Consider the following 21321-nt stretch of genomic DNA (forward strand, 5'->3'; position numbering starts at 1 on the left):
TGCTAGAAGGAATCCATCATGCGTATCGTTGTTGCATTGGGCGGTAACGCCCTGCTGCGCCGTGGCGAACCCATGACTGCGGACAATCAGCGCGCCAATATCCGCATCGCCGCCGAGCAGATCGCCAAGATCCATCCGGGCAACGAACTGGTCATTGCCCACGGCAACGGCCCGCAAGTCGGCCTGCTGTCGCTGCAAGCGCAATCCTACAAGCCGGACGAAGCCTATCCACTGGACGTGCTCGGTGCTGAAACCGAAGGCATGATTGGCTACATCATCGAACAGGAACTGGGCAACCTGCTCGAGTTCGAAGTGCCGTTCGCAACGCTCCTGACCCAGGTTGAAGTCGATGGCAAGGACCCGGCCTTTCAGGACCCGACCAAGTTCATCGGCCCGGTCTACAGCAAGGAAGACGCCGAGCGCCTGGCCAAGGAAAAGGGCTGGGTCGTCAAACCCGACGGTGACAAGTACCGCCGAGTGGTCGCCAGCCCACGTCCAAAACGCATTTTTGAAATCCGTCCGATCACCTGGCTGCTGGAAAAGAAAACCGTGGTGATCTGCGCCGGCGGTGGTGGTATCCCGACCATGTACGACGAGAGCGGCAAGAAGCTCAGCGGCGTGGAAGCGGTGATCGACAAAGACCTGTGCTCGTCCTTGCTGGCCCAGGAGCTCAAGTCCGATCTGCTGGTGATCGCCACCGACGTCAATGCGGCTTATATCGACTGGGGCAAACCCACCCAGAAGGCCGTCGCCGAGGCTCACCCTGACGAATTGGAACGCCTGGGCTTTGCCGCTGGTTCCATGGGCCCGAAAGTCCAGGCCGCCTGCGAGTTTGCCCGCAACACCGGCAAGGTCGCGGTGATTGGCTCGCTGGCTGACATCGAAGATATCGTCAAAGGTACTGCCGGTACCCGTGTCAGCACGGCCAAACCTGGAATAAGCTACCGTTGATGCAGTTGGGCGGACTGAAGGTCCGCCCGTTTCAACCTTCCAGAGGAGCCCGCCATGGCCCAGTTCACCCCCGGTCACCTGCATATCGAGCGTCATGCCCTGACCAAGGACGACGTCAGCTACGACCTGAACATCGACTACGAAGTTGCCACCGACCCCAAGGAAGGCAAGGGCATGCAGTTCAAAATGCACGGCTCGATCCAGGGCAAGGACATGAGTGAGTCGTTCTTCCTGCCCAAGGAGCAGGCATACAACTTCGCCAGCAACGTGACCAAGATTGCCGAGAAGTACGGCATCCCCAAGGCCTATAGCAGCATTGGCTCGGTACACAAGCACTACGACGCCATGTTCGAGGACGTCCGCGTACAGCTGAACATGAAATCCGGCGATCCGATCAAACCGGAACATTTCGAGTAAGTTTGCGAATTCGTCGCGGGGCAAGCCCGCTCCTACAGTGTAGGAGCGGGCTTGCCCCGCGATTCGTCTGCACAGCATACTCCCCGCCTTCGTAAGCCTTGACCCCTCCCCCATGCGCATCCACGTCAGCTTCATCGACCGCGTTGGCATCACCCAGGAAGTGCTGGCCCTGCTCGGCGCCCGCAACCTCAACCTGGACGCGGTGGAGATGGTCCCACCCAATGTCTATATCGACGCCCCGACCCTCAGCCCCCATGTACTTGAAGAGCTGCACGACGCCTTGTTGAACGTGCATGGCGTGCAGTCTGTACGGGTCGTGGACATTCTCCCTGGCCAACGCCGCCACCTGCAGCTCGATGCCCTGCTCGCCGCCATGAGCGACCCGGTGCTGGCACTGGACAGCGCCGGCCACGTGCTGCTGGCCAACCCGGCGCTGGTAGACCTGTGCGGCCAGGAGCCCTCCGATCGCTCGGTGGTCGACCTGTTCGACGACCCTGGCCTGCTCGAAGCGCTGATCGAGCAAGGGTTTCGCCTGCCCATGCGCGAAGTGGTGCTCAATGGCCAGACGCTGTTGCTCGACGCCACCCCCATCACCAACGCCGGTGGCCTGCTGACGCTGTACCAGCCCAACCGTATCGGCGAGCGGCTCTCGGCCCTGCACCACGATCACGCTGAGGGTTTTGATGCCCTGCTTGGCGACTCACCACCGATCCGCACCCTCAAGGCCCGCGCCCTGCGCGTCGCAGCCCTGGATGCGCCGTTGCTGATTCATGGCGAGACCGGCACCGGCAAGGAACTGGTGGCCCGCGCCTGCCACGCCATCAGTAGCCGTCACAGCGCGCCATTCCTGGCGCTGAACTGCGCGGCGCTGCCGGAGAACCTCGCCGAAAGCGAGCTGTTCGGCTACGCACCCGGTGCCTTCACCGGCGCTCAGCGTGGCGGCAAGCCGGGGCTGATGGAACTGGCCAACCAGGGCACCGTGTTTCTAGACGAGATCGGCGAAATGTCGCCCTACCTGCAAGCCAAGCTGCTGCGCTTTCTCAACGACGGCAGCTTTCGCCGGGTGGGAGGCGATCGCGAGGTCAAGGTCAACGTTCGTATCCTCAGCGCCACTCATCGCGACCTGGAAAAAATGGTCGCCGAGGGCTCCTTCCGCGAAGACCTGTTCTACCGCCTCAACGTGCTCAACCTGCAAGTGCCGCCCCTGCGTGAGCGCGGCCAGGACATCCTCCTGCTGGCCGGCTACTTCATGCAGCAGGCCTGCACCCAGATCCAGCGACCACTGTGCCGCCTGACGGCGGGCACCTACCCGGCACTGCTGGGCAACCGCTGGCCGGGCAATGTGCGCCAGCTGCAGAACGTGATTTTCCGTGCTGCCGCGATCTGTGAAGGCAACCTGGTGGACATCGGCGACCTGGACATCGCCGGCACCTCGGTAGCCCGTGAACACGACGGCGAGGTCGATAGCCTCGAGCAGGCAATGGAAGACTACGAACGCAGCCTGCTGCAGAAGCTCTACACCCGCTACCCGTCCACCCGCCAGCTGGCCAGCAGGCTGCAAACCTCCCACACCGCCATCGCCCATCGCCTGCGCAAGTACGGCATCCCGACCCGATCCTGAATACGCAGGTCGACCGTACTGAAAACGATACAGCGTAACGATATCAATACAGTCGAGTTTCAACGCCGTAGTGCAAGGGTTTGATCCCTTTAAGCTTTTTTTATCACCCCAGGCTGTAGCGATTTCGTTACAGACTGGGATTTCTTGCGTTCACGATATTTTATAACTAGCTGATTTATAACGATATTTTATAAATGGCCGCGTTATTGCTAATGGATTACTCATTCCAGTGCTCAGCGCCGTTCCTGAGCCATGTCCACTGCCGCCCCCTGCGGCCCCGAGGAGTTTCCATGAGCGAGTTGCGTTTTACCGAAGATCACGAATGGCTGCGTACGGAAGCCGACGGCAGCGTCACCGTCGGAATTACCGCCTTCGCCCAGAATGCCCTGGGTGATGTGGTCTATGTGCAACTGCCGGAGCTGCAAAACTACGACCAGGGCGCCGAAGCCTCCACCGTCGAGTCGGTAAAGGCCGCGAGCGGCGTGTACATGCCCCTGAGCGGTGAAGTAGTGGCTGTCAATGAACAGCTCGAAGCCAACCCTGAGCTGGTCAACGAAGACCCGCTGGGAGAAGGCTGGTTCTTCCGTTTCATCCCGGCCCAAGCCGGCGCCGTCGAGCAACTGCTCGACCAGGACGCCTACGACCGCCTGATCAAAGCCAACGCTGACGCCTGAGGACTCGCCATGACCATCTACCTCGGCACTGCCAACGAATTCATTGCTCGTCACATCGGCCCGCGCCAGGCCGACGAGCAACACATGCTCGCCACCCTGGGCTTTGACTCCCTGGAAGCCATGAGCGCCGCCGTCATCCCTGACAGCATCAAGGGCACCAGCGTGCTGGAGCTCGGCGCTGGCCAGAGCGAAGCCGATGCCCTGGCCTCGCTCAAGGCCATCGCCGGCAATAACCAACTGTTCAAGAGCTTCATTGGCCAGGGTTACTACAACTGCCATACCCCGGCGCCGATCCTGCGCAACCTGCTGGAAAACCCGGCCTGGTATACCGCCTACACCCCGTACCAGCCTGAAATTTCCCAGGGCCGCCTGGAAGCGCTGCTCAACTTCCAGACCCTGATCAGCGACCTCACCGGCCTGCCGATCGCCAACGCCTCCCTGCTCGACGAGGCCACCGCCGCTGCCGAAGCCATGACCTTCTGCAAGCGCCTGAGCAAGAACAAGGGCAGCCACGCCTTCTTCGCCTCGGTGCATTGCCACCCGCAAACCCTGGACGTGCTGCGTACCCGTGCCGAGCCACTGGGTATCGAAGTGGTCGTGGGTGACGAGCGCGAGCTGGACGATGTCAGCGCATTCTTCGGCGCACTGCTGCAGTACCCGGCCAGCAGCGGCGAAGTCTTCGACTACCGCGAGCTGGTCGAGCGCTTCCACGGCGCCAACGCCCTGGTGGCGGTCGCCGCCGACCTGCTGGCCCTGACCCTGCTGACCCCACCAGGCGAGTTCGGTGCAGACGTCGCCATCGGCAGCGCCCAGCGCTTCGGTGTACCGCTGGGCTTTGGTGGTCCGCACGCGGCCTACTTCTCTACCCGCGATGCGTTCAAGCGCGACATGCCGGGCCGCCTGGTCGGCGTGTCCATCGACCGCTTCGGCAAGACGGCCCTGCGCCTGGCCATGCAGACCCGCGAACAACACATCCGCCGCGAAAAGGCCACCAGCAACATCTGCACCGCGCAGGTGCTGCTGGCCAACATCGCCAGCATGTACGCCGTGTACCACGGCCCGCAGGGCCTGAAGCAGATCGCCCAGCGCACCCATGCCCTGACCGCCATTCTCAAGGCCGGTCTCGAGCAACTGGGCGTCGACGTCGAAGTAGAAGCCTTCTTCGATACCCTGACCCTGGCCACGGGCGACGCCACCGCCGCCCTGCACGACAAGGCCCGCACCCAGCGCCTGAACCTGCGCCAGATCGATGCCCAGCGCCTGGGTCTGTCACTGGATGAAACCAGCACCCAGGCTGACGTCGAGGCCCTGTGGCAACTGTTCGCCGACGGCCAGACTGCCCCGGATTTCAGCGACCTGGCCAACGGCGTCCAGGCCCGGTTGCCTGCCGCCCTGCTGCGCCAGTCGGCCATCCTCGGACACCCGGTGTTCAACCGCTACCACAGCGAAACCGAACTGATGCGCTACCTGCGCAAACTGGCCGACAAGGACCTGGCCCTGGACCGCACCATGATCCCGCTGGGTTCGTGCACCATGAAGCTCAACGCCGCCAGCGAAATGATCCCGGTGACCTGGGCCGAGTTCGGCAATCTGCACCCGTTCGCACCTGCCGAGCAAAGCCAGGGCTACCAGCAACTGACCAACGAGCTGGAAGCCATGCTCTGCGCCGCCACCGGCTACGACGCCGTGTCGCTGCAGCCCAACGCCGGCTCCCAGGGTGAATACGCCGGCCTGCTGGCCATCCGCGCCTATCACCAGAGCCGTGGCGATGCCCGCCGCGACATCTGCCTGATCCCATCCTCGGCCCACGGTACCAACCCGGCCACCGCCCACATGGCTGGCATGCGTGTAGTGGTGACCGCCTGTGACGCCCGCGGCAACGTCGATATCGACGACCTGCGCGCCAAAGCCATCGAGCACCGTGAACACCTCGCCGCGCTGATGATCACCTACCCATCGACCCACGGCGTGTTTGAGGAAGCCATCGGCGAGATCTGCGCGATCATCCACGACAACGGCGGCCAGGTGTACATCGACGGCGCCAACATGAACGCCATGGTCGGCCTGTGCGCCCCTGGCAAGTTCGGTGGCGACGTCTCGCACCTGAACCTGCACAAGACCTTCTGCATTCCCCACGGCGGTGGCGGCCCGGGTGTCGGCCCGATCGGCGTCAAGTCGCACCTGGCACCGTTCCTGCCAGGCCACGGTCATATGGAGAACAAACAGGGCGCGGTCTGCGCAGCGCCATTCGGCAGCGCCAGCATCCTGCCGATTACCTGGATGTACATCCGCATGATGGGCGGTGCCGGCCTCAAGCGCGCCTCGCAAATGGCGATCCTCAACGCCAACTACATCGCCCGCCGCCTGGAAGAGCACTATCCTGTGTTGTACACCGGCAGCAACGGCCTGGTCGCACACGAGTGCATCCTCGACCTGCGTCCACTCAAGGACAGCAGCGGCATCAGCGTCGACGACGTGGCCAAGCGCCTGATCGACTTCGGTTTCCACGCCCCGACCATGTCATTCCCGGTGGCCGGTACGCTGATGATCGAACCGACCGAAAGTGAGTCCAAGGAAGAACTGGACCGTTTCTGCGACGCGATGATCCGCATCCGCGAAGAAATTCGCGCAGTGGAAAACGGCAGCCTGGACAAGGACGACAACCCGCTGAAGAACGCACCACACACCGCCGCTGAAATCGCCGGCGAGTGGAGCCACCCGTACAGCCGCGAACAAGCGGTGTACCCGCTGGCCACCCTGGTTGAAGGCAAGTACTGGCCACCGGTCGGTCGTGTCGACAACGTCTTCGGCGACCGTAACCTGGTCTGCGCCTGCCCGTCGATCGAGAGCTATCAGGACGTCTGAGTCCTGATAGCGGGGCAAGCCCGCTCCTACCCGGTAGGAGCAGGCTCGCCCCGCGATGGCTTCCCACCCAACACGAGGGTACGACCATGTCACTGAGCGTTTTCGACCTGTTCAAGATCGGCATCGGCCCCTCCAGCTCCCATACCGTCGGCCCCATGCGTGCCGCCGCGCGCTTTGCCGAAGGGCTGCGCCGCGACGATCTGCTCAAGGCTACGGTCAGCGTCAAGGCCGAGCTGTACGGCTCACTCGGCGCCACCGGCAAGGGCCACGGCAGCGACAAGGCCGTGCTGCTCGGGCTTGAGGGCGAACATCCCGACAGCGTCGACACCGAAAGCATTCCTGCCCACCTGCAGGCTATCCGCAGTAGTGGAAGGCTCAGGTTGCTGGGTGAACACGAGATCGAATTCATCGAGAAGCAGCACCTGGCGATGATTCGCAAACCCCTGGCCTACCACCCCAACGGCATGATCTTTCGCGCCTTTGACACCGCGGGCTTGCAGATTCGTAGCCGCGAGTACTATTCGGTGGGCGGAGGCTTTGTCGTCGATGAAGACGCCGCCGGTGCCGACCGCATTGTCGAAGACAGCACCGTACTGCCCTACCCGTTCAAGACCGCCAAGGAACTGCTCGGCCATTGCGCCGCACAGAACCTTGCAATCAGCCAGGTGATGCTGGCCAACGAGGCGGCCTGGCGACCGGAGAGCGAAACCCGCAGCGGCCTGTTGCACATCTGGCAAGTGATGCAGGACTGCGTCGCCGCCGGCTGTCGCAACGAAGGCATCCTGCCGGGCGGGCTCAAGGTCAAACGTCGAGCGGCAGCGTTGTATCGCCAGTTGTGCAGCAACCCGGAAGCCAGCCTGCGCGATGCTCTCTCGGTGCTGGACTGGGTCAACCTGTACGCCCTGGCGGTGAACGAAGAGAACGCCTTTGGCGGGCGCGTGGTCACTGCGCCCACCAACGGCGCCGCCGGCATCGTTCCGGCCGTGTTGCACTACTACATGCGCTTTATCACCGGAGCCAATGAAGATGGCGTGGTGCGCTTTCTCCTCACCGCGGCCGCCATCGGCATTCTCTACAAAGAAAACGCCTCGATCTCCGGTGCCGAAGTCGGCTGCCAGGGCGAAGTGGGCGTGGCTTGTTCGATGGCCGCCGGCGCCCTGTGCGAGGTCATGGGCGGCACGGTGCAGCAGGTCGAGAACGCCGCCGAAATCGGCATGGAACACAACCTGGGCCTGACCTGCGACCCGATTGGCGGGTTGGTCCAGGTGCCCTGCATCGAGCGCAACGCCATGGGTTCGGTCAAGGCCATCAATGCGGTGCGCATGGCGCTGCGGGGAGACGGCCAGCACTTCGTCTCCCTCGACAAGGTCATTCGTACCATGCGCCAGACCGGCGCCGACATGAAAAGCAAATACAAGGAGACCGCCCGCGGCGGTCTGGCCGTCAACATCATCGAATGCTGACACCCTCTCACGCACCAAGGAGTCATCAATGTCCACCGAAACACTGCAAAAGACCCCGCTGCACGCCCTGCACCTTGAACTGGGCGCGCGCATGGTGCCGTTCGCCGGCTACGACATGCCGGTGCAGTACCCGCTTGGGGTCATGAAGGAACACCTGCATACCCGTGAACAGGCCGGGTTGTTCGATGTCTCTCACATGGGCCAGATCCGCCTTCTGGGTGCCGGCGCCGCCAAGGCCCTGGAAACCCTGGTACCGGTGGACATCATCGATCTGCCCGTGGGCATGCAGCGCTACGCGATGTTCACCAATGAACACGGTGGCATCCTCGATGACCTGATGGTTGCCAACCTGGGCAACGACGAATTGTTCCTGGTGGTCAACGCCGCCTGCAAGCACCAGGACCTGGCGCACCTGCAAAAGTACATCGGCGAGCACTGCCAGATCGTGCCACTGTTCGAGGAACGCGCCCTGCTGGCCTTGCAAGGCCCGGCGGCGGTGAAGGTGCTGGAGCGCCTGGCGCCCGCGGTTGCGAAGATGACCTTCATGCAGTTCCAGCCCGTGCAACTGCTGGGTGCGGACTGCTTTGTCAGCCGCTCGGGCTACACCGGCGAAGACGGTTTCGAGATTTCGGTACCGGCCGACCAGGCCGAAGCACTTGCCCGTCGCCTGCTGGCCGAACCGGAAGTGGCAGCCATTGGTCTGGGGGCTCGCGACTCCCTGCGCCTGGAAGCCGGCCTGTGCCTCTACGGCCATGACATGAACGCGCAGACCACCCCAATCGAGGCGAGCCTGTTGTGGGCCATCTCCAAGGTGCGACGCGCCGATGGTGGCCGTGCCGGTGGCTTCCCGGGTGCCGAGCAGATCTTCGCCCAACAGCAAAATGGCGTTGCACGCAAACGCGTCGGCCTGCTGCCACAGGAACGTACGCCGGTGCGTGAAGAGGCCGAGATTGTCGATGAGGCCGGTACTGTTATCGGCAAAGTATGCAGCGGTGGTTTTGGCCCGACATTGGCAGGCCCCGTGGCAATGGGCTATGTCGATAGCGCATATACCGCAGTCGATACCCCGGTATGGGCCATCGTGCGTGGCAAGCGTGTTGCAATGAAAGTCAGCAAGATGCCATTCGTTGCGCAGCGCTACTACCGCGGCTGAATCGTTAGTTGAAACTTTGTGTCATAGTGCGTTCGGGTTTTCGAATTCGAACGCGTTTTATAACTTTCGAAAAGCATCGCGGCATGGTCTGGAATGAGCCGGAAAAAATCGACCGAACGGACGCTAAAAGGTAGAGCGGGAGCGGCTTTGAGGGCTTGTTTTTGCCGACAGAGTTAGCGTAGAGTCACTGCACTGTGTTTGCATGGGTCGCTATGGTTCGTGACCTGGGCAGTAGCGCTGAGATTGCTACAACCCGTTCGACGTCTCTTACTTTCCTGCAACCCAGCCCAGTACTCTTTCATTTGGAAGAAGCTGTTACTAATTCTAAGTTTCAAAGGAAATAAGACAATGTCCCAACGTCAGAGCGGTACCGTCAAGTGGTTTAACGACGAGAAAGGTTTTGGTTTCATCACTCCAGAAAGCGGTCCGGATCTGTTCGTACACTTCCGCGCTATCCAGGGTAACGGCTTCAAGAGCCTGAAAGAAGGCCAGAAAGTCACCTTCATCGCCGTGCAGGGCCAGAAAGGCATGCAGGCTGACGAAGTTATCGCGGAAGCCTGATTCCCGATATAAAAAGCCCCTGCTGGTAACAGCAGGGGCTTTTTTGTGCGCGCAATTCCGTAGAATGGGCGTTTTGCGCAAGGAGGGCCCCGCGTATGCCCAAGCCGTTGTTACAGCCCCAGGGCGACTTCCCCGCCGTTGGCCTCGGTCGGCGCCTGGCGGCCATGTTCTATGACTTCCTGCTGTGTACCGCACTGCTGATCGTGACCGCTGGCATCTACAAGATGATCCAGATGGCAATCATCGGCGAAACGCGCATGCGTGCCATGACCGACGCCGGCGCCCTGGATGGCGACCCGTTGCTGTCGACGGTGCTGGTGTTCGTCCTGTTCGGCTTCTTCGCCAAGTTCTGGACCCACGGTGGCCAGACCCTGGGCATGCAGGTGTGGGGCATCCGCGTGCAGAATGCCGATGGCAGCGCCATCAGCTTGTGGCAAGCCCTGTTGCGCTTTGTGGTCGCGATTGCCTCGTGGTTGTGCCTGGGGCTGGGTTTTATCTGGTCGTTGTTCGACAAGCGCCAGCGCAGCTGGCATGACATCTACTCCGACACCCAACTGGTACGCGTCCCCAAACGCACCAAATAACCACTGTAGGAACGGGCGTGCCCCGCGATAGCGATCTTCCTGATATTCCGCTATCGCGGGGCAAGCCCGCACCAACGGGCACAAAAAAGCCGACCCTTGGGTCGGCTTTTTTGTGCTATCCAGCGCGTCTCAACATCCACCAGCCGGCGCCGGCGCAGATTGCCGCCGGGATCACCACTGCCAGCAGCGGCGGGAAGCCGAACACCTGGCTCGATGGCCCCAGCAGGTCCTGGGCGATGCGGAATACAAAGCCCACCAGCACGCCGGTGAACACACGCTGGCCCAGGGTTACCGAACGCAACGGGCCGAAGATGAAAGAGATGGCCATCAACACCAGCGCCGCCGTCACCATCGGCTGCAGGACCTTGGTCCAGAACGCCAGCCAATAGCGGGCATTGTTCAGGCCCTGGTCGGACAGGTAGTGGATGTAGTCCCACAGGCCCGTGATCGACAGCGACTCAGGCGCCAGCACCACGGTATTGAGCAGTTGCGGCGTGACGGTTACATCCCAGCGCTCTGCCGGTGCCTTGACCACTTCGGTGTGATCGCCACGGAAGTGGGTGGTGGTCACGTCGCTCAGCTGCCAATGGTCGTCCTGGTACTGCGCCCGGCGGGCAAAGCTGGAGGTGACCAGGTGACGCTCGTTATCGAAGCGATAGCGGGTGACGCCATACAGCAGGCCATTGGGCTGCACGGAGTTGATGTGTACGAACTCCTCGCCCTGGCGGTGCCACATGCCACGCTTGGAACTCTGTGCCTCACCACTGCCCTGGGCCAGCGAACGATCGGCCTGGGCCTTGTTCTCGGTCACAGGGGCTACGTATTCGCCGATCAGGATACCAGCCAGCATCAGCACCAGCATCGGCTTCATGACCGCCCAGACGATCCGCCCGATGGACACACCGGCAGCGCGCATGATGGTCAACTCGCTGCTGCTGGCCAGGCTGCCCAGGCCGATCAGGCAGCCGATCAACGCCGCCATCGGCAGCATGTCGTAGAGCCGGCGCGGTGCCGTCAGCAAGACAAAATTGCCGGCATCCATCAGGGTGTAGCTGTCGCTGATGTCGCCCATTTCGTCGATGAAGGCGAACAGCGAGGCCAGGCCCAGGATGATCCCGAGCACGGCAAGAATGGCCACCAGGACGCTCTTGCCGATGTAGCGGTCGAGCTTAACCATGGGCCACCTCCGCACGGCGAGCGGCACGCTTGAGGCGCATCGGCTCCCAGTACATCAAGCCCAGGCCGATGAACAGGAACAGCCCGTGGACCCACCAGATACCCAGGCCGATCGGCAGCTTGCCTTTCTCCAGGGCGCCACGCACGGCAATCAGCATTGTCAGGTACGCCATATACAGAAGAATCGCCGGCAGCAGCTTGAGGAAGCGGCCCTGGCGCGGGTTGACCCGCGACAGCGGCACTGCCATCAGGGTCACGATGAACACCAGCAGCGGCAGCGACAGGCGCCATTGCAGCTCGGCACGCTCGCGCAGGCCGTCGTGGCCGATCAGATCGGAAGTCGGGATCGCCTCGCGGTCAGTGATTTCTTCGCTGACCTCAGGCTTGGGCAGCAACACGCCATAGGTGTCGTACTTGATCGCGCGGTAGTCGGCCTGGCCGGGGTTGCCATCGTAGCGGTAGCCGTTTTCCAGGATCAGGTAGCGATTGCCGTCGGCACCGACTTCTTGCCGGCCCTTCTCGGCGACCAGTACCGAGGGCGCACGCTCCTTGGTCTTGTCTTCGGAGAAGCGCTTCTCGGAAATGAACACGCCGCCCAGGTTGCCGCGGTCTTCGGACAACTGCTCGGTGTAGGTGACCCGCGTGCCGTCGCGCAAGGTCTGGAATCGCCCTGGCACCAGGGTGTCGAATTCGGTCAAGGCATCCTGCTGGTTGATGATCTGGGCGACCTTGGTCACGCCCTGAGGCGCCAGGCCCAGGCTCAGCCAAGCCACCAGCAAAGCCACCAGTGCCGCAGGCGCCATGGTCATGCGCAGCAGGCGCTGCTGGCTCATGCCGGTCGCCGAGAGCACGGTCATCTCGCTTTCCAGGTAGAGCCGGCCATAGGCCAGGAGAATCCCGAGGAACAGCCCCAGCGGCAGGATCAATTGAAGGAAGCCCGGCAGGCGATACCCCATGATCAGGAACAGCACACCCGGATCGAGGATGCCCTGGGCCGCCTGGGCCAGGTACTTGATGAAGCGCCCGCTCATGATGATGACCAACAGCACGGCGCTGACGGCACTCAGGGTCACCAGGACCTCACGGGACAGATAACGGAAGACGATCAAACCAGACACTCCTGGGTTGTCAGGCTCGGACAGCCGAACAAGGAATACATAACTGCCAAGATAGTTACCGGCTCGCCAATGCGAACCTGGATAAAAGTTGGCGCATTATCCTGTGATTGGCCGTGCCTGTCACTTGGCGGCTTGCAATGCTTCATATCGGGGTTGTCAGGGCAGTCCATGCAGGCTCAAACTGGCAGCTTTATCACTGGCACGCGACCACGCGGCCAGCTCGCTTACTGCGCCTGCACAGACAGCGCGCATAGACAGATCATTCGGGGACCCTGACATGGAACTGGTTGTAAAGAGCGTAGCCGCTGCATCCTTGAAAACCGCAACGCTGGTGCTCACTGTCGGTGAAGGCCGCAAGCTCGGCGCCACCGCCAAAGCTGTGGACGAAGCCAGTGCCGGTGCCCTGAGTGCCGTACTCAAGCGCGGCGACCTGGCCGGCAAGGTTGGTCAGACCCTGCTGCTGCAAGGCCTGGCCAACCTCAAGGCCGAACGCGTGCTGCTGGTGGGTGTCGGCAAAGAAGCCGAACTGGGTGATCGCAGCTGGCGCAAAGTGGTATCCAGCGTGCTGGCGGTGCTCAAGGGCCTGAACGGCAGCGACGCGGTACTGGCCCTCGATGACGTCGCCGTCACTGGCCGCGATGCCTTCTATGGCAAGACGCGCCTGCTGGCCGAGAGCCTGCTCGACGGTGAATATGTCTTCGATCAGTTCAAGAGCCAGAAAGCCGAACCCCGTGCCCTGAAGAAAATCACCCTGCTGGCCGACAAGGCCGGTGCCGGCGAAGTCGAACGTGCCCTCAAGCATGCCCGCGCCATTGCCGCTGGCATGCGCTTCACCCGCGACCTGGGCAACCTGCCCCCGAACGTCTGCCACCCAAGCTACCTGGCCGAACAGGCCAAGGGCCTGGGCAAGGCCTACAAGGGCCTGAAGGTCGAAGTGCTGGACGAGAAGAAAATCAAGGAACTGGGCATGGGCGCGTTCTACGCCGTTGGCCAGGGCAGCGACCAGCCACCACGCCTGATCGTGATGAGCCACCAGGGCGGCAAGAAGTCCGAGAAACCGTTCGTACTGGTGGGCAAGGGCATCACCTTCGACACCGGCGGCATCAGCCTCAAGCCCGGCGCCGGCATGGATGAGATGAAGTACGACATGGGCGGTGCCGCCAGCGTCTTCGGCACCCTGCGCGCCGTGCTCGAACTGCAACTGCCGATCAACCTGGTGTGCCTGCTGGCCTGTGCCGAGAACATGCCGAGCGGCGGCGCCACCCGTCCAGGCGACATCGTCACCACCATGAGCGGCCAGACCGTCGAAATCCTCAACACCGACGCCGAAGGCCGCCTGGTACTGTGCGACACCCTCACCTACGCCGAGCGCTTCAAGCCCCAGGCCGTGATCGACATCGCCACCCTGACCGGTGCCTGCATTGTCGCCCTGGGCAGCCACACGTCGGGCCTGATGGGCAACAACGATGAGCTGGTCGGCCAACTGCTCGACGCCGGCAAGCGTGCCGACGACCGCGCCTGGCAGCTGCCGCTGTTCGACGAGTACCAGGAACAGCTCGACAGCCCGTTCGCCGACATCGCCAACATCGGTGGGCCAAAGGCCGGCACCATCACTGCCGGCTGCTTCCTGTCACGGTTCGCCAAGGCCTACAACTGGGCCCACCTGGACATCGCCGGCACGGCCTGGATCAGCGGCGGCAAGGACAAGGGCGCCACTGGCCGTCCGGTCCCGCTGCTGACCCAGTACCTGCTCGATCGCGCCAACGCCTGAGTGACAGCCGGGCGGTTGCGTCTTCGGACGTAATCGCCCGGCAGGCTGACCATGAGCAAAGTCGATTTCTATATTCTGCCCAGCGACGCGCCCTCGGCGCGCCTGGATTTCGCCTGCAAGCTCTGCGACAAGGCCTGGCGCCTTGGCCACAGGGTTTACCTGCACTGCAGCGATGCCGCCCAGCGCGATGAACTGGACGCGCGCCTGTGGGCCTTCAAGGGCGAGGCCTTCGTGCCCCACAGCCCGGCCGAAGACGACCCGCAAGGCAGTGTGGCCCTCGGCCTTGGCGACGACGCCGGCAGCCATCAGGACCTGTTGATCAACCTGGACCTGAAGGTACCGCCGTTCGCCGCGCGCTTTGCCCGTATTGCCGAGATCGTGGTCGAGGAGCCGACGATTCGTCTGGCTGCCCGAGAGAGTTACCGTTTCTACCGCGAACAGGGCTATGCTCTGCAGAATCACCGCTTACAGCGACTCTGAGACGATGGATAAACCCACTGCCCTGCCCCAATCCGCACACCTGCTGGACGACCTCGAGTCGATTCGCCAGTTGCTGGGCGACGAATCCCTTGAGCCACCGCTGCTGACCGATACCGTCGAGGAGCAAATCCCGCTGTTGCTCGAAGAAGCCATCGTGCCGCCAGCTCCTGCTTCTGCCCCGGTAGTGGCTGACGACCCACAGGCTCGCCGCCAGGAAACCCTGCTGCACCTGGACACCGAGTTGCGTGCCGCCGCGCAGTTGATCATGCAAGATGTGATCAACGACTTTACCCCGCACATCGAGAACGAAATCAAGCGTCGTCTCGATGCTCGCCTGGAGCGGCTGCTCGGCCAGCTTCCAGAGTGAATCGCGGGGCAAGGCCGCTCCTGCCCGGTAGGAGCGGCCTTGCCCCGCGATGTTTTTGCCTCCTGCCATCACCTCGCTCTACGCCCCGGCCCTTATCCCCGTTATACTTACCGGCTTTCCTGAATAAATGCCTAAGGGTCCCGCCGCGCATGGATAAGACCTACCAGCCGCACGCAATTGAAACTTCCTGGTACAACACCTGGGAGTCCGAGAATTATTTCGCCCCGCAAGGCGCGGGCGATTCCTACACCATCATGATTCCGCCGCCGAACGTCACCGGCAGCCTGCACATGGGTCATGGTTTCAACAACGCGATCATGGACGCCCTGATCCGTTTCCGCCGCATGCAGGGTCGCAACACCCTGTGGCAGCCAGGTACCGACCACGCCGGTATCGCCACCCAGATGCTGGTCGAGCGTCAGCTCGAAGCCAAAGGCCAGAACCGCCACGACCTGGGTCGCGAAAAATTCCTGGAAAAGGTCTGGGAGTGGAAGGATCAGTCGGGTGGCAACATCAGCCGCCAGATCCGCCGCCTGGGCTCGTCGGTCGACTGGAGCCGCGAGCGCTTCACCATGGACGATGGCCTGTCTGAAGCTGTCAAGGAAGCCTTCGTGCGCCTGCATGAAGACGGCCTGATCTACCGCGGCAAGCGCCTGGTCAACTGGGACACCAAGCTGCACACGGCGATTTCCGACCTCGAAGTGGAAAACCACGACGAAAAAGGCCACCTGTGGAACCTGCGCTACCCGCTGGCTGACGGCGCCAAGACCGCCGACGGCAAAGACTACCTGATCGTTGCCACTACCCGCCCGGAAACCATGCTCGGCGACGCAGCGGTGGCTGTGAATCCCGAAGACGAGCGCTACAAGGCGCTGATCGGCAAGTTCGTCGAGCTGCCGCTGGTTGGCCGCCGCATCCCGATCATCGGCGACGACTACTGCGACCCCGAGTTCGGCACCGGCTGCGTGAAGATTACCCCGGCCCACGACTTCAATGACTATGAAGTCGGCAAGCGTCACAACCTGCCGCTGCTGAACATCTTCGACAAGAACGCCTTCGTGCTGCCGGCAGCCCAGGTGTTCAACCTCGACGGTAGCGTCAACGAAAGCGTCGACGCCACCCTGCCCGCGCAGTATGCAGGCCTGGACCGCTTCGTCGCGCGCAAGCAGATCGTTGCCGACTTCGACGCCGCGGGCCTGCTGGTCAGCGTCGACGACCACGCCCTGAAGGTACCGAAGGGCGACCGCTCCGGCACCGTCATCGAGCCTTGGCTGACCGACCAGTGGTACGTGTCGACCAAACCGCTGGCCGAGCCTGCCATCGCCGCCGTTGAAGACGGTCGTATCCAGTTCGTGCCTAAACAGTACGAGAACATGTACTTCTCCTGGATGCGCGATATCCAGGACTGGTGCATCAGCCGCCAGCTGTGGTGGGGCCACCGCATTCCGGCCTGGTACGACGAGTCGGGCAAGGTCTATGTCGGGCGCAGCGAAGAAGAAGTCCGCGCCAAGCACAACCTGGGTGCCGACGTGGTCCTGAACCAGGACAACGACGTTCTCGACACCTGGTTCAGCTCGGGCCTGTGGACCTTCTCGACCCTGGGCTGGCCACAGCAGACCGAGTTCCTCAAGACCTTCCACTCCACCGACGTGCTAGTCACCGGTTTCGATATCATTTTCTTCTGGGTCGCCCGGATGATCATGCTCACCATGCACCTGGTGAAGAATGAAGACGGCACCCCGCAGGTTCCGTTCAAGACCGTGTACGTTCACGGCCTGGTCCGCGACGGCCAGGGCCAGAAGATGTCCAAGTCCAAGGGCAACGTCCTTGACCCGCTGGACATCGTCGACGGCATTACCCTGGACGAGCTGCTGGAAAAACGCACCAGTGGCCTGATGCAGCCCAAGCTCGCCGAGAAAATCGCCAAGCAGACCAAGGCCGAGTTCCCCGAAGGCATTGCCAGCTACGGCACCGACGCCCTGCGCTTTACCTTCTGCTCCCTCGCCTCCACCGGGCGCGACATCAAGTTCGACATGGGCCGTGTCGAGGGCTACCGCAACTTCTGCAACAAGATCTGGAACGCCGCCCGCTACGTCCTGGACAAAGGTGAAGACTGCGGCCAGAACGGCGAAGCCTACGAGCTGTCGCTGGCTGATCGCTGGATCATCTCCCAACTGCAGCGCACCGAAGCCGAGGTGACCCGCCAGTTGGAACAGTTCCGCTTCGACCTGGCCGCCCAGGCGCTCTACGAGTTCATCTGGAACCAGTACTGCGACTGGTACCTGGAGCTATCCAAGCCGGTACTGTGGGACGAGAACGCCCCGGTCGAGCGCGCCCGTGGCACCCGCCGCACCCTGGTACGCGTACTGGAAGTGGCCCTGCGCCTGGCGCACCCGTTCATGCCGTTCATCACCGAAGAAATCTGGCAGCGCCTGGCGCCGCTGGCCGGTGCCGAAGGCAAGACCATCATGCTGCAGCCATGGCCGGTGGCCAATGAAAGCCGCATCGATGCCGCTGCCGAAGGCGATATCGAATGGCTCAAGGAACTGATGCTCGGCGTGCGCAACATTCGCGGCGAGATGAACATCGGCCCGGGCAAGCCCCTGCAACTGTTCCTCAAGAACGCCAGTGCCGAAGACCAGCGTCGCCTGCAGGAGAACGAAGCGCTGCTCAAGAAGCTGGCGAAGATCGAGTCCTTCACCGTGCTGGGCGAGCAGGACGAAGCACCGCTGAGCGCCACCGCACTGGTTGGCGACCTGCAAGTGCTGGTGCCGATGGCCGGCCTGATCGACAAGGACGCGGAGCTGGCACGCCTGAACAAGGAAATCCAGCGCCTGCAGGGCGAAGTCCAGCGCGTGGGCGGCAAGCTGTCCAACGCCGCTTTCGTCGACAAGGCTCCGCCGGCGGTGATTGACAAGGAACGCGCCAAGCTGGCTGAGGCCGAACAGGCCCTGGCCAACTTCACCGAGCAGCATGCGCGGATCGCTGCGCTGTAACGATCGCTGATCTCAGTGATGCCATCGCGGGTCAAGCCCGCTCCTGCACCAGCAGGAGCGGGCTTGACCCGCGATGCTTTCCACCGGACACCACGATGACCACACCCGACAAACCGACCCTGCATCCGCGCAACCGCCACCAGGGCCGCTACAACTTTCCCGAGCTGATCAAGAGCAGCCCCGAACTGGGCCAGTTCATGATCACCAACCCCCACGGCAAGCCCAGCATCGACTTTGCCAACCCCGAAGCCGTACGGGTATTCAACCGTGCCTTGCTCAAGGCCCAGTACGGCATTCAGCACTGGGACATTCCGGCCGACTACCTGTGCCCGCCCATTCCCGGGCGCGCCGACTACATCCATGTGCTGGCCGACCTGCTGGCCGAAGAAAACGGCGGTGAAATACCACGAGGCTCCCAGGTGCGGGCACTGGATATCGGCGTAGGCGCCAACTGCATCTACCCACTGCTGGGCCACAGCGACTACCGCTGGCGCTTCCTGGGCTCCGATATCGACCCCACGGCCCTCGCCGCCGCCAAGGCCATCGTCCAGGCCAACGGCCTGGACAAGGCCATCAGCCTGCGCCAGCAAGGTAATCGCAAACACATCCTGCTAGGCCTGCTCAAAGACGACGAGCGCTACGACCTGACCTTGTGCAACCCGCCCTTCCATGCCTCCCGCGAGGAAGCCACGCGTGGTAGCCAGCGCAAGTGGCGTGCCCTGGGCAAGGCCGACCCCAAGCGCAAGCTGCCGGTGCTGAACTTTGGCGGGCAGAACAACGAGCTTTGGTGCGAAGGCGGCGAGATCCGCTTCGTCAGCCAACTGGTGACAGAGAGCGCGACCTTGGGCCAGCAGGTGCTGTGGTTCACCTCGTTGGTGTCCAAAGCGTCCAACCTACCTGGCATCCAGGCCGTCCTGAAGAAGGCGGGTGCGCAGGTGGTGCGTATCGTCGAGATGGGCCAGGGGCAGAAGCAGAGCCGTATGGTGGCCTGGACCTTCCAGGATCAAGCGTCCCGCCACACATGGCGCGAAACCCGCTGGACACCCCGGTAGGAGCGGGCAAAAAAAACCGCGTCCGGATGAACCGGACGCGGTTTTTTGTAGCTGCTTACAATTACTTGTTTACAGCGTCGGTCAGCACTTTGGCTGGCACGAACTTGACGACTTTCTTGGCAGCGATTTCGATGGCAGCGCCAGTCGAAGGGTTGCGGCCGGTACGGGCAGGACGCTCGGTGATTTTCAGTTTACCAATGCCTGGCAGGGTGATTTCGCTGCCATTTTCCAGTTGATCAGCAACGATCTGACCCAGTTGCTCCAGAGCGTTACGCGCGGTGGTTTTCGGCGCGTCGATAGCTTCGGCGATGTCGGCGATCAGTTGGTCTTTGGTCAATGCCATGGTGGTGTTCCTTCCCTATCAAATTCAGTGAGTATGCAGAGTGCTACGTCAGTCATCGAGCCAGACCTGCGGGGGAACCGGCGGTCCGGTGTTACAGCCACGTCAATCGCGTATGTAGATACGCAAAACGGCGTTTGGTTCGACGCGACGCAAGCGGTCTGCCAGCAATGCGCCACACACGGGGCGCAAGACCGGGCAAAACTACCACAGGAATAGATAAATATCCGCCTCTGGCAGGGCAAATGTGCAGGTTTTTCGGGGGTTTGCGCGAAAAAACGCAAAAAATTGAACAAAAAACGAACAACCGCCATTTCTGCCAACAACTGGCCGCAGAATCACCCTTGGGCTGAGGTACACTTGGCAGCTTTGCAACGCGGCCTGCACCGCCCATTTTCAACCGAGAATCCCATGCCGATCCGTCATTGCATCGTCCACCTGATCGACAAGAAGCCCGATGGCAGCCCCGCTGTGCTGCACGCACGCGACTCGGAACTGACCGAGTCCAGCGCCATCGAAAACCTCCTGGCCGACCTCAACGACAGCTACAACGCCAAGCAAGGCAAAGCCTGGGGCTTCTTCCACGCAGAATCGGGTGCCCACCCGTTCAGCGGCTGGCTCAAGGAGTACCTGGATGCAGGCAGCACCTTCACTGCCTTCAGCCGGGTCGCCGTCGAGCACCTGCAAAAACTGATGGAAGAATCCAACCTGTCGGTCGGCGGCCATGTCTTGTTCGCCCACTATCAGCAAGGCATGACCGAGTACCTGGCCATCGCCCTGCTGCACCACAGCGAAGGGGTAGCGGTAAACGCCGAACTGGACGTCACGCCGTCCCGTCACCTGGACCTGGGCCAGTTGCACCTGGCGGCCCGCATCAACCTGTCCGAATGGCAGAACAACAAGGCCTCCAAGCAGTACATCTCCTTTATCAAGGGCAAGAACGGCAAGAAGGTCTCGGAGTACTTCCGTGACTTCATCGGCTGCCAGGAAGGCGTCGACGGCCCCGGCGAAACACGCACCTTGCTCAAGGCCTTCAGCGACTTCGTCGAAAGTGAAGACCTGCCCGAAGAGGCCGCCCGGGAGAAAACCCAGACCCTGGTCGATTATGCCACCAGCCAGACAAAGGCCGGTGAGCCAGTGACCCTTGAAGAGCTCTCGGGGCTGATCGATGAAGACCGTCCACGCGCCTTCTACGAGCACATCCGCAACAAGGACTACGGCCTGTCGCCGGAAATCCCGGCCGACAAACGCACCCTGAACCAGTTCCGCCGCTTCACCGGCCGTGCCGAGGGACTGTCGATCAGCTTTGAAGCACACCTGCTGGGCTCGAAAATCGAATACGACGAAGAAGCCGGCACGTTAATCATCAAGGGCTTGCCGACACAGCTGACCGATCAGCTCAAGCGTCGCAAGGACTGATCGAGTTGTAGGAGGCCACCAGGGCTTCCTTGGCACCTTTGCGCAACTTCTTCACCAAGCGTTCCTGGCGCAAGGCTTCGGCCTTGCTGGGCCAGGCTTCGATATACACCAGCGCCACGGCCGGGCTGGTACTGAAATAGCGCGCCCCCTGCCCCTTTTGATGGGCGATGAAACGTCGTTGCGGATCATCGCTGATACCACAATAGAGCGAGCCATTGGCGGCCCGTACCAGATAGAGGTACCAGGATTTTGCAGGTGAATCGGCAGTGGCTTGGGTCACGGTGCTGTCTAGTGAACGGCAAAGCCGACAGCT

19 protein-coding genes are annotated in these 21321 nt (G+C 62.2%); 15 read left to right on the forward strand and 4 right to left on the reverse strand.

All coding sequences use genetic code 11. The annotated features are described in order from the left end of the window. The first annotated feature begins 18 nt into the window (after positions 1-18). The 9 genes from arcC to ABVN19_RS17655 all read left to right on the forward strand — a co-directional run bounded on the left by arcC (position 19) and on the right by ABVN19_RS17655 (position 10289). Positions 19-951 (forward strand): carbamate kinase, encoded by a 933-nt coding sequence (gene arcC, locus ABVN19_RS17615; RefSeq protein WP_028942867.1) that lies wholly within the window; start codon positions 19-21, stop codon positions 949-951. Between the two features lie 54 nt (positions 952-1005). Then, complete coding sequence (locus ABVN19_RS17620) at positions 1006-1368, forward strand: DUF5064 family protein (protein ID WP_028942866.1); 363 nt, start codon at positions 1006-1008, stop codon at positions 1366-1368. A gap of 112 nt (positions 1369-1480) precedes the next feature. Next, complete coding sequence (locus ABVN19_RS17625; RefSeq protein ID WP_105641211.1) at positions 1481-2989, forward strand: sigma-54-dependent transcriptional regulator; 1509 nt, start codon at positions 1481-1483, stop codon at positions 2987-2989. Between the two features lie 290 nt (positions 2990-3279). After that, positions 3280-3663 (forward strand): glycine cleavage system protein GcvH, encoded by a 384-nt coding sequence (gene gcvH, locus ABVN19_RS17630; RefSeq protein WP_028942864.1) that lies wholly within the window; start codon positions 3280-3282, stop codon positions 3661-3663. 9 nt (positions 3664-3672) lie between these two features. Then, entirely contained in the window at positions 3673-6528 is a 2856-nt protein-coding gene (gcvP, locus tag ABVN19_RS17635) for an aminomethyl-transferring glycine dehydrogenase (RefSeq protein ID WP_105641212.1), read from the forward strand. 86 nt (positions 6529-6614) lie between these two features. Further along, a complete protein-coding gene (locus tag ABVN19_RS17640) occupies positions 6615-7991 on the forward strand; it encodes an L-serine ammonia-lyase (protein WP_105641213.1) in 1377 nt (458 codons plus the stop codon). A gap of 28 nt (positions 7992-8019) precedes the next feature. Next, a complete protein-coding gene (gcvT, locus tag ABVN19_RS17645; RefSeq protein ID WP_105641214.1) occupies positions 8020-9144 on the forward strand; it encodes a glycine cleavage system aminomethyltransferase GcvT in 1125 nt (374 codons plus the stop codon). A gap of 348 nt (positions 9145-9492) precedes the next feature. Then, the gene (locus ABVN19_RS17650; protein ID WP_010220199.1) at positions 9493-9705 is read left to right on the forward strand and encodes a cold-shock protein; all 213 of its coding nucleotides are present in this window, start codon (positions 9493-9495) and stop codon (positions 9703-9705) included. 95 nt (positions 9706-9800) lie between these two features. Next, positions 9801-10289 (forward strand): RDD family protein, encoded by a 489-nt coding sequence (locus ABVN19_RS17655; RefSeq protein WP_028942860.1) that lies wholly within the window; start codon positions 9801-9803, stop codon positions 10287-10289. 115 nt (positions 10290-10404) lie between these two features. Here ABVN19_RS17655 and lptG read toward each other — a convergent pair whose 3' ends face one another. Together lptG and lptF are read right to left on the reverse strand one after the other, a co-directional pair. Next, on the reverse strand, positions 10405-11466 hold the full coding sequence (lptG, locus tag ABVN19_RS17660) for an LPS export ABC transporter permease LptG (protein WP_028942859.1): 1062 nt from the start codon (positions 11464-11466) through the stop codon (positions 10405-10407). Then, positions 11459-12574 (reverse strand): LPS export ABC transporter permease LptF, encoded by a 1116-nt coding sequence (gene lptF, locus ABVN19_RS17665; RefSeq protein WP_028942858.1) that lies wholly within the window; start codon positions 12572-12574, stop codon positions 11459-11461. Before lptF ends, lptG begins: the two co-directional genes overlap by 8 nt. Positions 12575-12860: 286 nt before the next feature. On the opposite strand from lptF, the gene ABVN19_RS17670 reads away from it, so the two are divergent. The 5 genes from ABVN19_RS17670 (at position 12861) to rlmF (ending at position 19249) form a co-directional block, all read left to right on the forward strand. Beyond that, entirely contained in the window at positions 12861-14354 is a 1494-nt protein-coding gene (locus ABVN19_RS17670; protein ID WP_028942857.1) for a leucyl aminopeptidase, read from the forward strand. A 51-nt stretch (positions 14355-14405) separates the two neighbouring features. Next, on the forward strand, positions 14406-14834 hold the full coding sequence (locus ABVN19_RS17675; protein ID WP_028942856.1) for a DNA polymerase III subunit chi: 429 nt from the start codon (positions 14406-14408) through the stop codon (positions 14832-14834). A 4-nt stretch (positions 14835-14838) separates the two neighbouring features. Then, complete coding sequence (locus ABVN19_RS17680) at positions 14839-15201, forward strand: DNA polymerase III subunit chi (protein ID WP_105641215.1); 363 nt, start codon at positions 14839-14841, stop codon at positions 15199-15201. Positions 15202-15350: 149 nt separating this feature from the next. Next, positions 15351-18197, forward strand: coding sequence for a valine--tRNA ligase (locus ABVN19_RS17685; RefSeq protein ID WP_028942854.1), 2847 nt, complete (start codon positions 15351-15353; stop codon positions 18195-18197). A gap of 95 nt (positions 18198-18292) precedes the next feature. Next, a complete protein-coding gene (gene rlmF, locus ABVN19_RS17690; RefSeq protein ID WP_105641216.1) occupies positions 18293-19249 on the forward strand; it encodes a 23S rRNA (adenine(1618)-N(6))-methyltransferase RlmF in 957 nt (318 codons plus the stop codon). A gap of 61 nt (positions 19250-19310) precedes the next feature. Here rlmF and ABVN19_RS17695 read toward each other — a convergent pair whose 3' ends face one another. Continuing rightward, positions 19311-19592: an HU family DNA-binding protein gene (locus ABVN19_RS17695; RefSeq protein WP_009398256.1), complete on the reverse strand. Its 282-nt coding sequence runs from the start codon at positions 19590-19592 to the stop codon at positions 19311-19313. Between the two features lie 408 nt (positions 19593-20000). Here ABVN19_RS17695 and yejK point away from each other — a divergent pair, with 408 nt between their 5' ends. Next, entirely contained in the window at positions 20001-21008 is a 1008-nt protein-coding gene (gene yejK / locus ABVN19_RS17700; RefSeq protein WP_105641217.1) for a nucleoid-associated protein YejK, read from the forward strand. Here the strand turns inward: yejK and ABVN19_RS17705 are convergent. Continuing rightward, the gene (locus ABVN19_RS17705; RefSeq protein WP_028942851.1) at positions 20989-21288 is read right to left on the reverse strand and encodes a GIY-YIG nuclease family protein; all 300 of its coding nucleotides are present in this window, start codon (positions 21286-21288) and stop codon (positions 20989-20991) included. The genes yejK and ABVN19_RS17705 overlap by 20 nt on opposite strands. Positions 21289-21321 lie beyond the last annotated feature (33 nt).

The sequence above is a fragment of the Pseudomonas vranovensis genome (assembly GCF_040438935.1).
In the GTDB taxonomy this organism is placed as follows: Bacteria; Pseudomonadota; Gammaproteobacteria; order Pseudomonadales; family Pseudomonadaceae; genus Aquipseudomonas; species Aquipseudomonas vranovensis.

Coding starts and splice junctions, on each gene's coding strand:
- lptG (WP_028942859.1), bottom strand. CDS start 11,466: ATGGTTAAGCTCGACCGCTACATCGGCAAGAGCGTCCTGGTGGCCATT.
- ABVN19_RS17650 (WP_010220199.1), top strand. CDS start 9,493: ATGTCCCAACGTCAGAGCGGTACCGTCAAGTGGTTTAACGACGAGAAA.
- ABVN19_RS17670 (WP_028942857.1), top strand. CDS start 12,861: ATGGAACTGGTTGTAAAGAGCGTAGCCGCTGCATCCTTGAAAACCGCA.
- gcvH (WP_028942864.1), top strand. CDS start 3,280: ATGAGCGAGTTGCGTTTTACCGAAGATCACGAATGGCTGCGTACGGAA.
- yejK (WP_105641217.1), top strand. CDS start 20,001: ATGCCGATCCGTCATTGCATCGTCCACCTGATCGACAAGAAGCCCGAT.
- gcvP (WP_105641212.1), top strand. CDS start 3,673: ATGACCATCTACCTCGGCACTGCCAACGAATTCATTGCTCGTCACATC.
- ABVN19_RS17680 (WP_105641215.1), top strand. CDS start 14,839: ATGGATAAACCCACTGCCCTGCCCCAATCCGCACACCTGCTGGACGAC.
- ABVN19_RS17695 (WP_009398256.1), bottom strand. CDS start 19,592: ATGGCATTGACCAAAGACCAACTGATCGCCGACATCGCCGAAGCTATC.
- ABVN19_RS17685 (WP_028942854.1), top strand. CDS start 15,351: ATGGATAAGACCTACCAGCCGCACGCAATTGAAACTTCCTGGTACAAC.
- ABVN19_RS17620 (WP_028942866.1), top strand. CDS start 1,006: ATGGCCCAGTTCACCCCCGGTCACCTGCATATCGAGCGTCATGCCCTG.
- ABVN19_RS17640 (WP_105641213.1), top strand. CDS start 6,615: ATGTCACTGAGCGTTTTCGACCTGTTCAAGATCGGCATCGGCCCCTCC.
- ABVN19_RS17655 (WP_028942860.1), top strand. CDS start 9,801: ATGCCCAAGCCGTTGTTACAGCCCCAGGGCGACTTCCCCGCCGTTGGC.
- ABVN19_RS17675 (WP_028942856.1), top strand. CDS start 14,406: ATGAGCAAAGTCGATTTCTATATTCTGCCCAGCGACGCGCCCTCGGCG.
- gcvT (WP_105641214.1), top strand. CDS start 8,020: ATGTCCACCGAAACACTGCAAAAGACCCCGCTGCACGCCCTGCACCTT.
- arcC (WP_028942867.1), top strand. CDS start 19: ATGCGTATCGTTGTTGCATTGGGCGGTAACGCCCTGCTGCGCCGTGGC.
- rlmF (WP_105641216.1), top strand. CDS start 18,293: ATGACCACACCCGACAAACCGACCCTGCATCCGCGCAACCGCCACCAG.
- ABVN19_RS17625 (WP_105641211.1), top strand. CDS start 1,481: ATGCGCATCCACGTCAGCTTCATCGACCGCGTTGGCATCACCCAGGAA.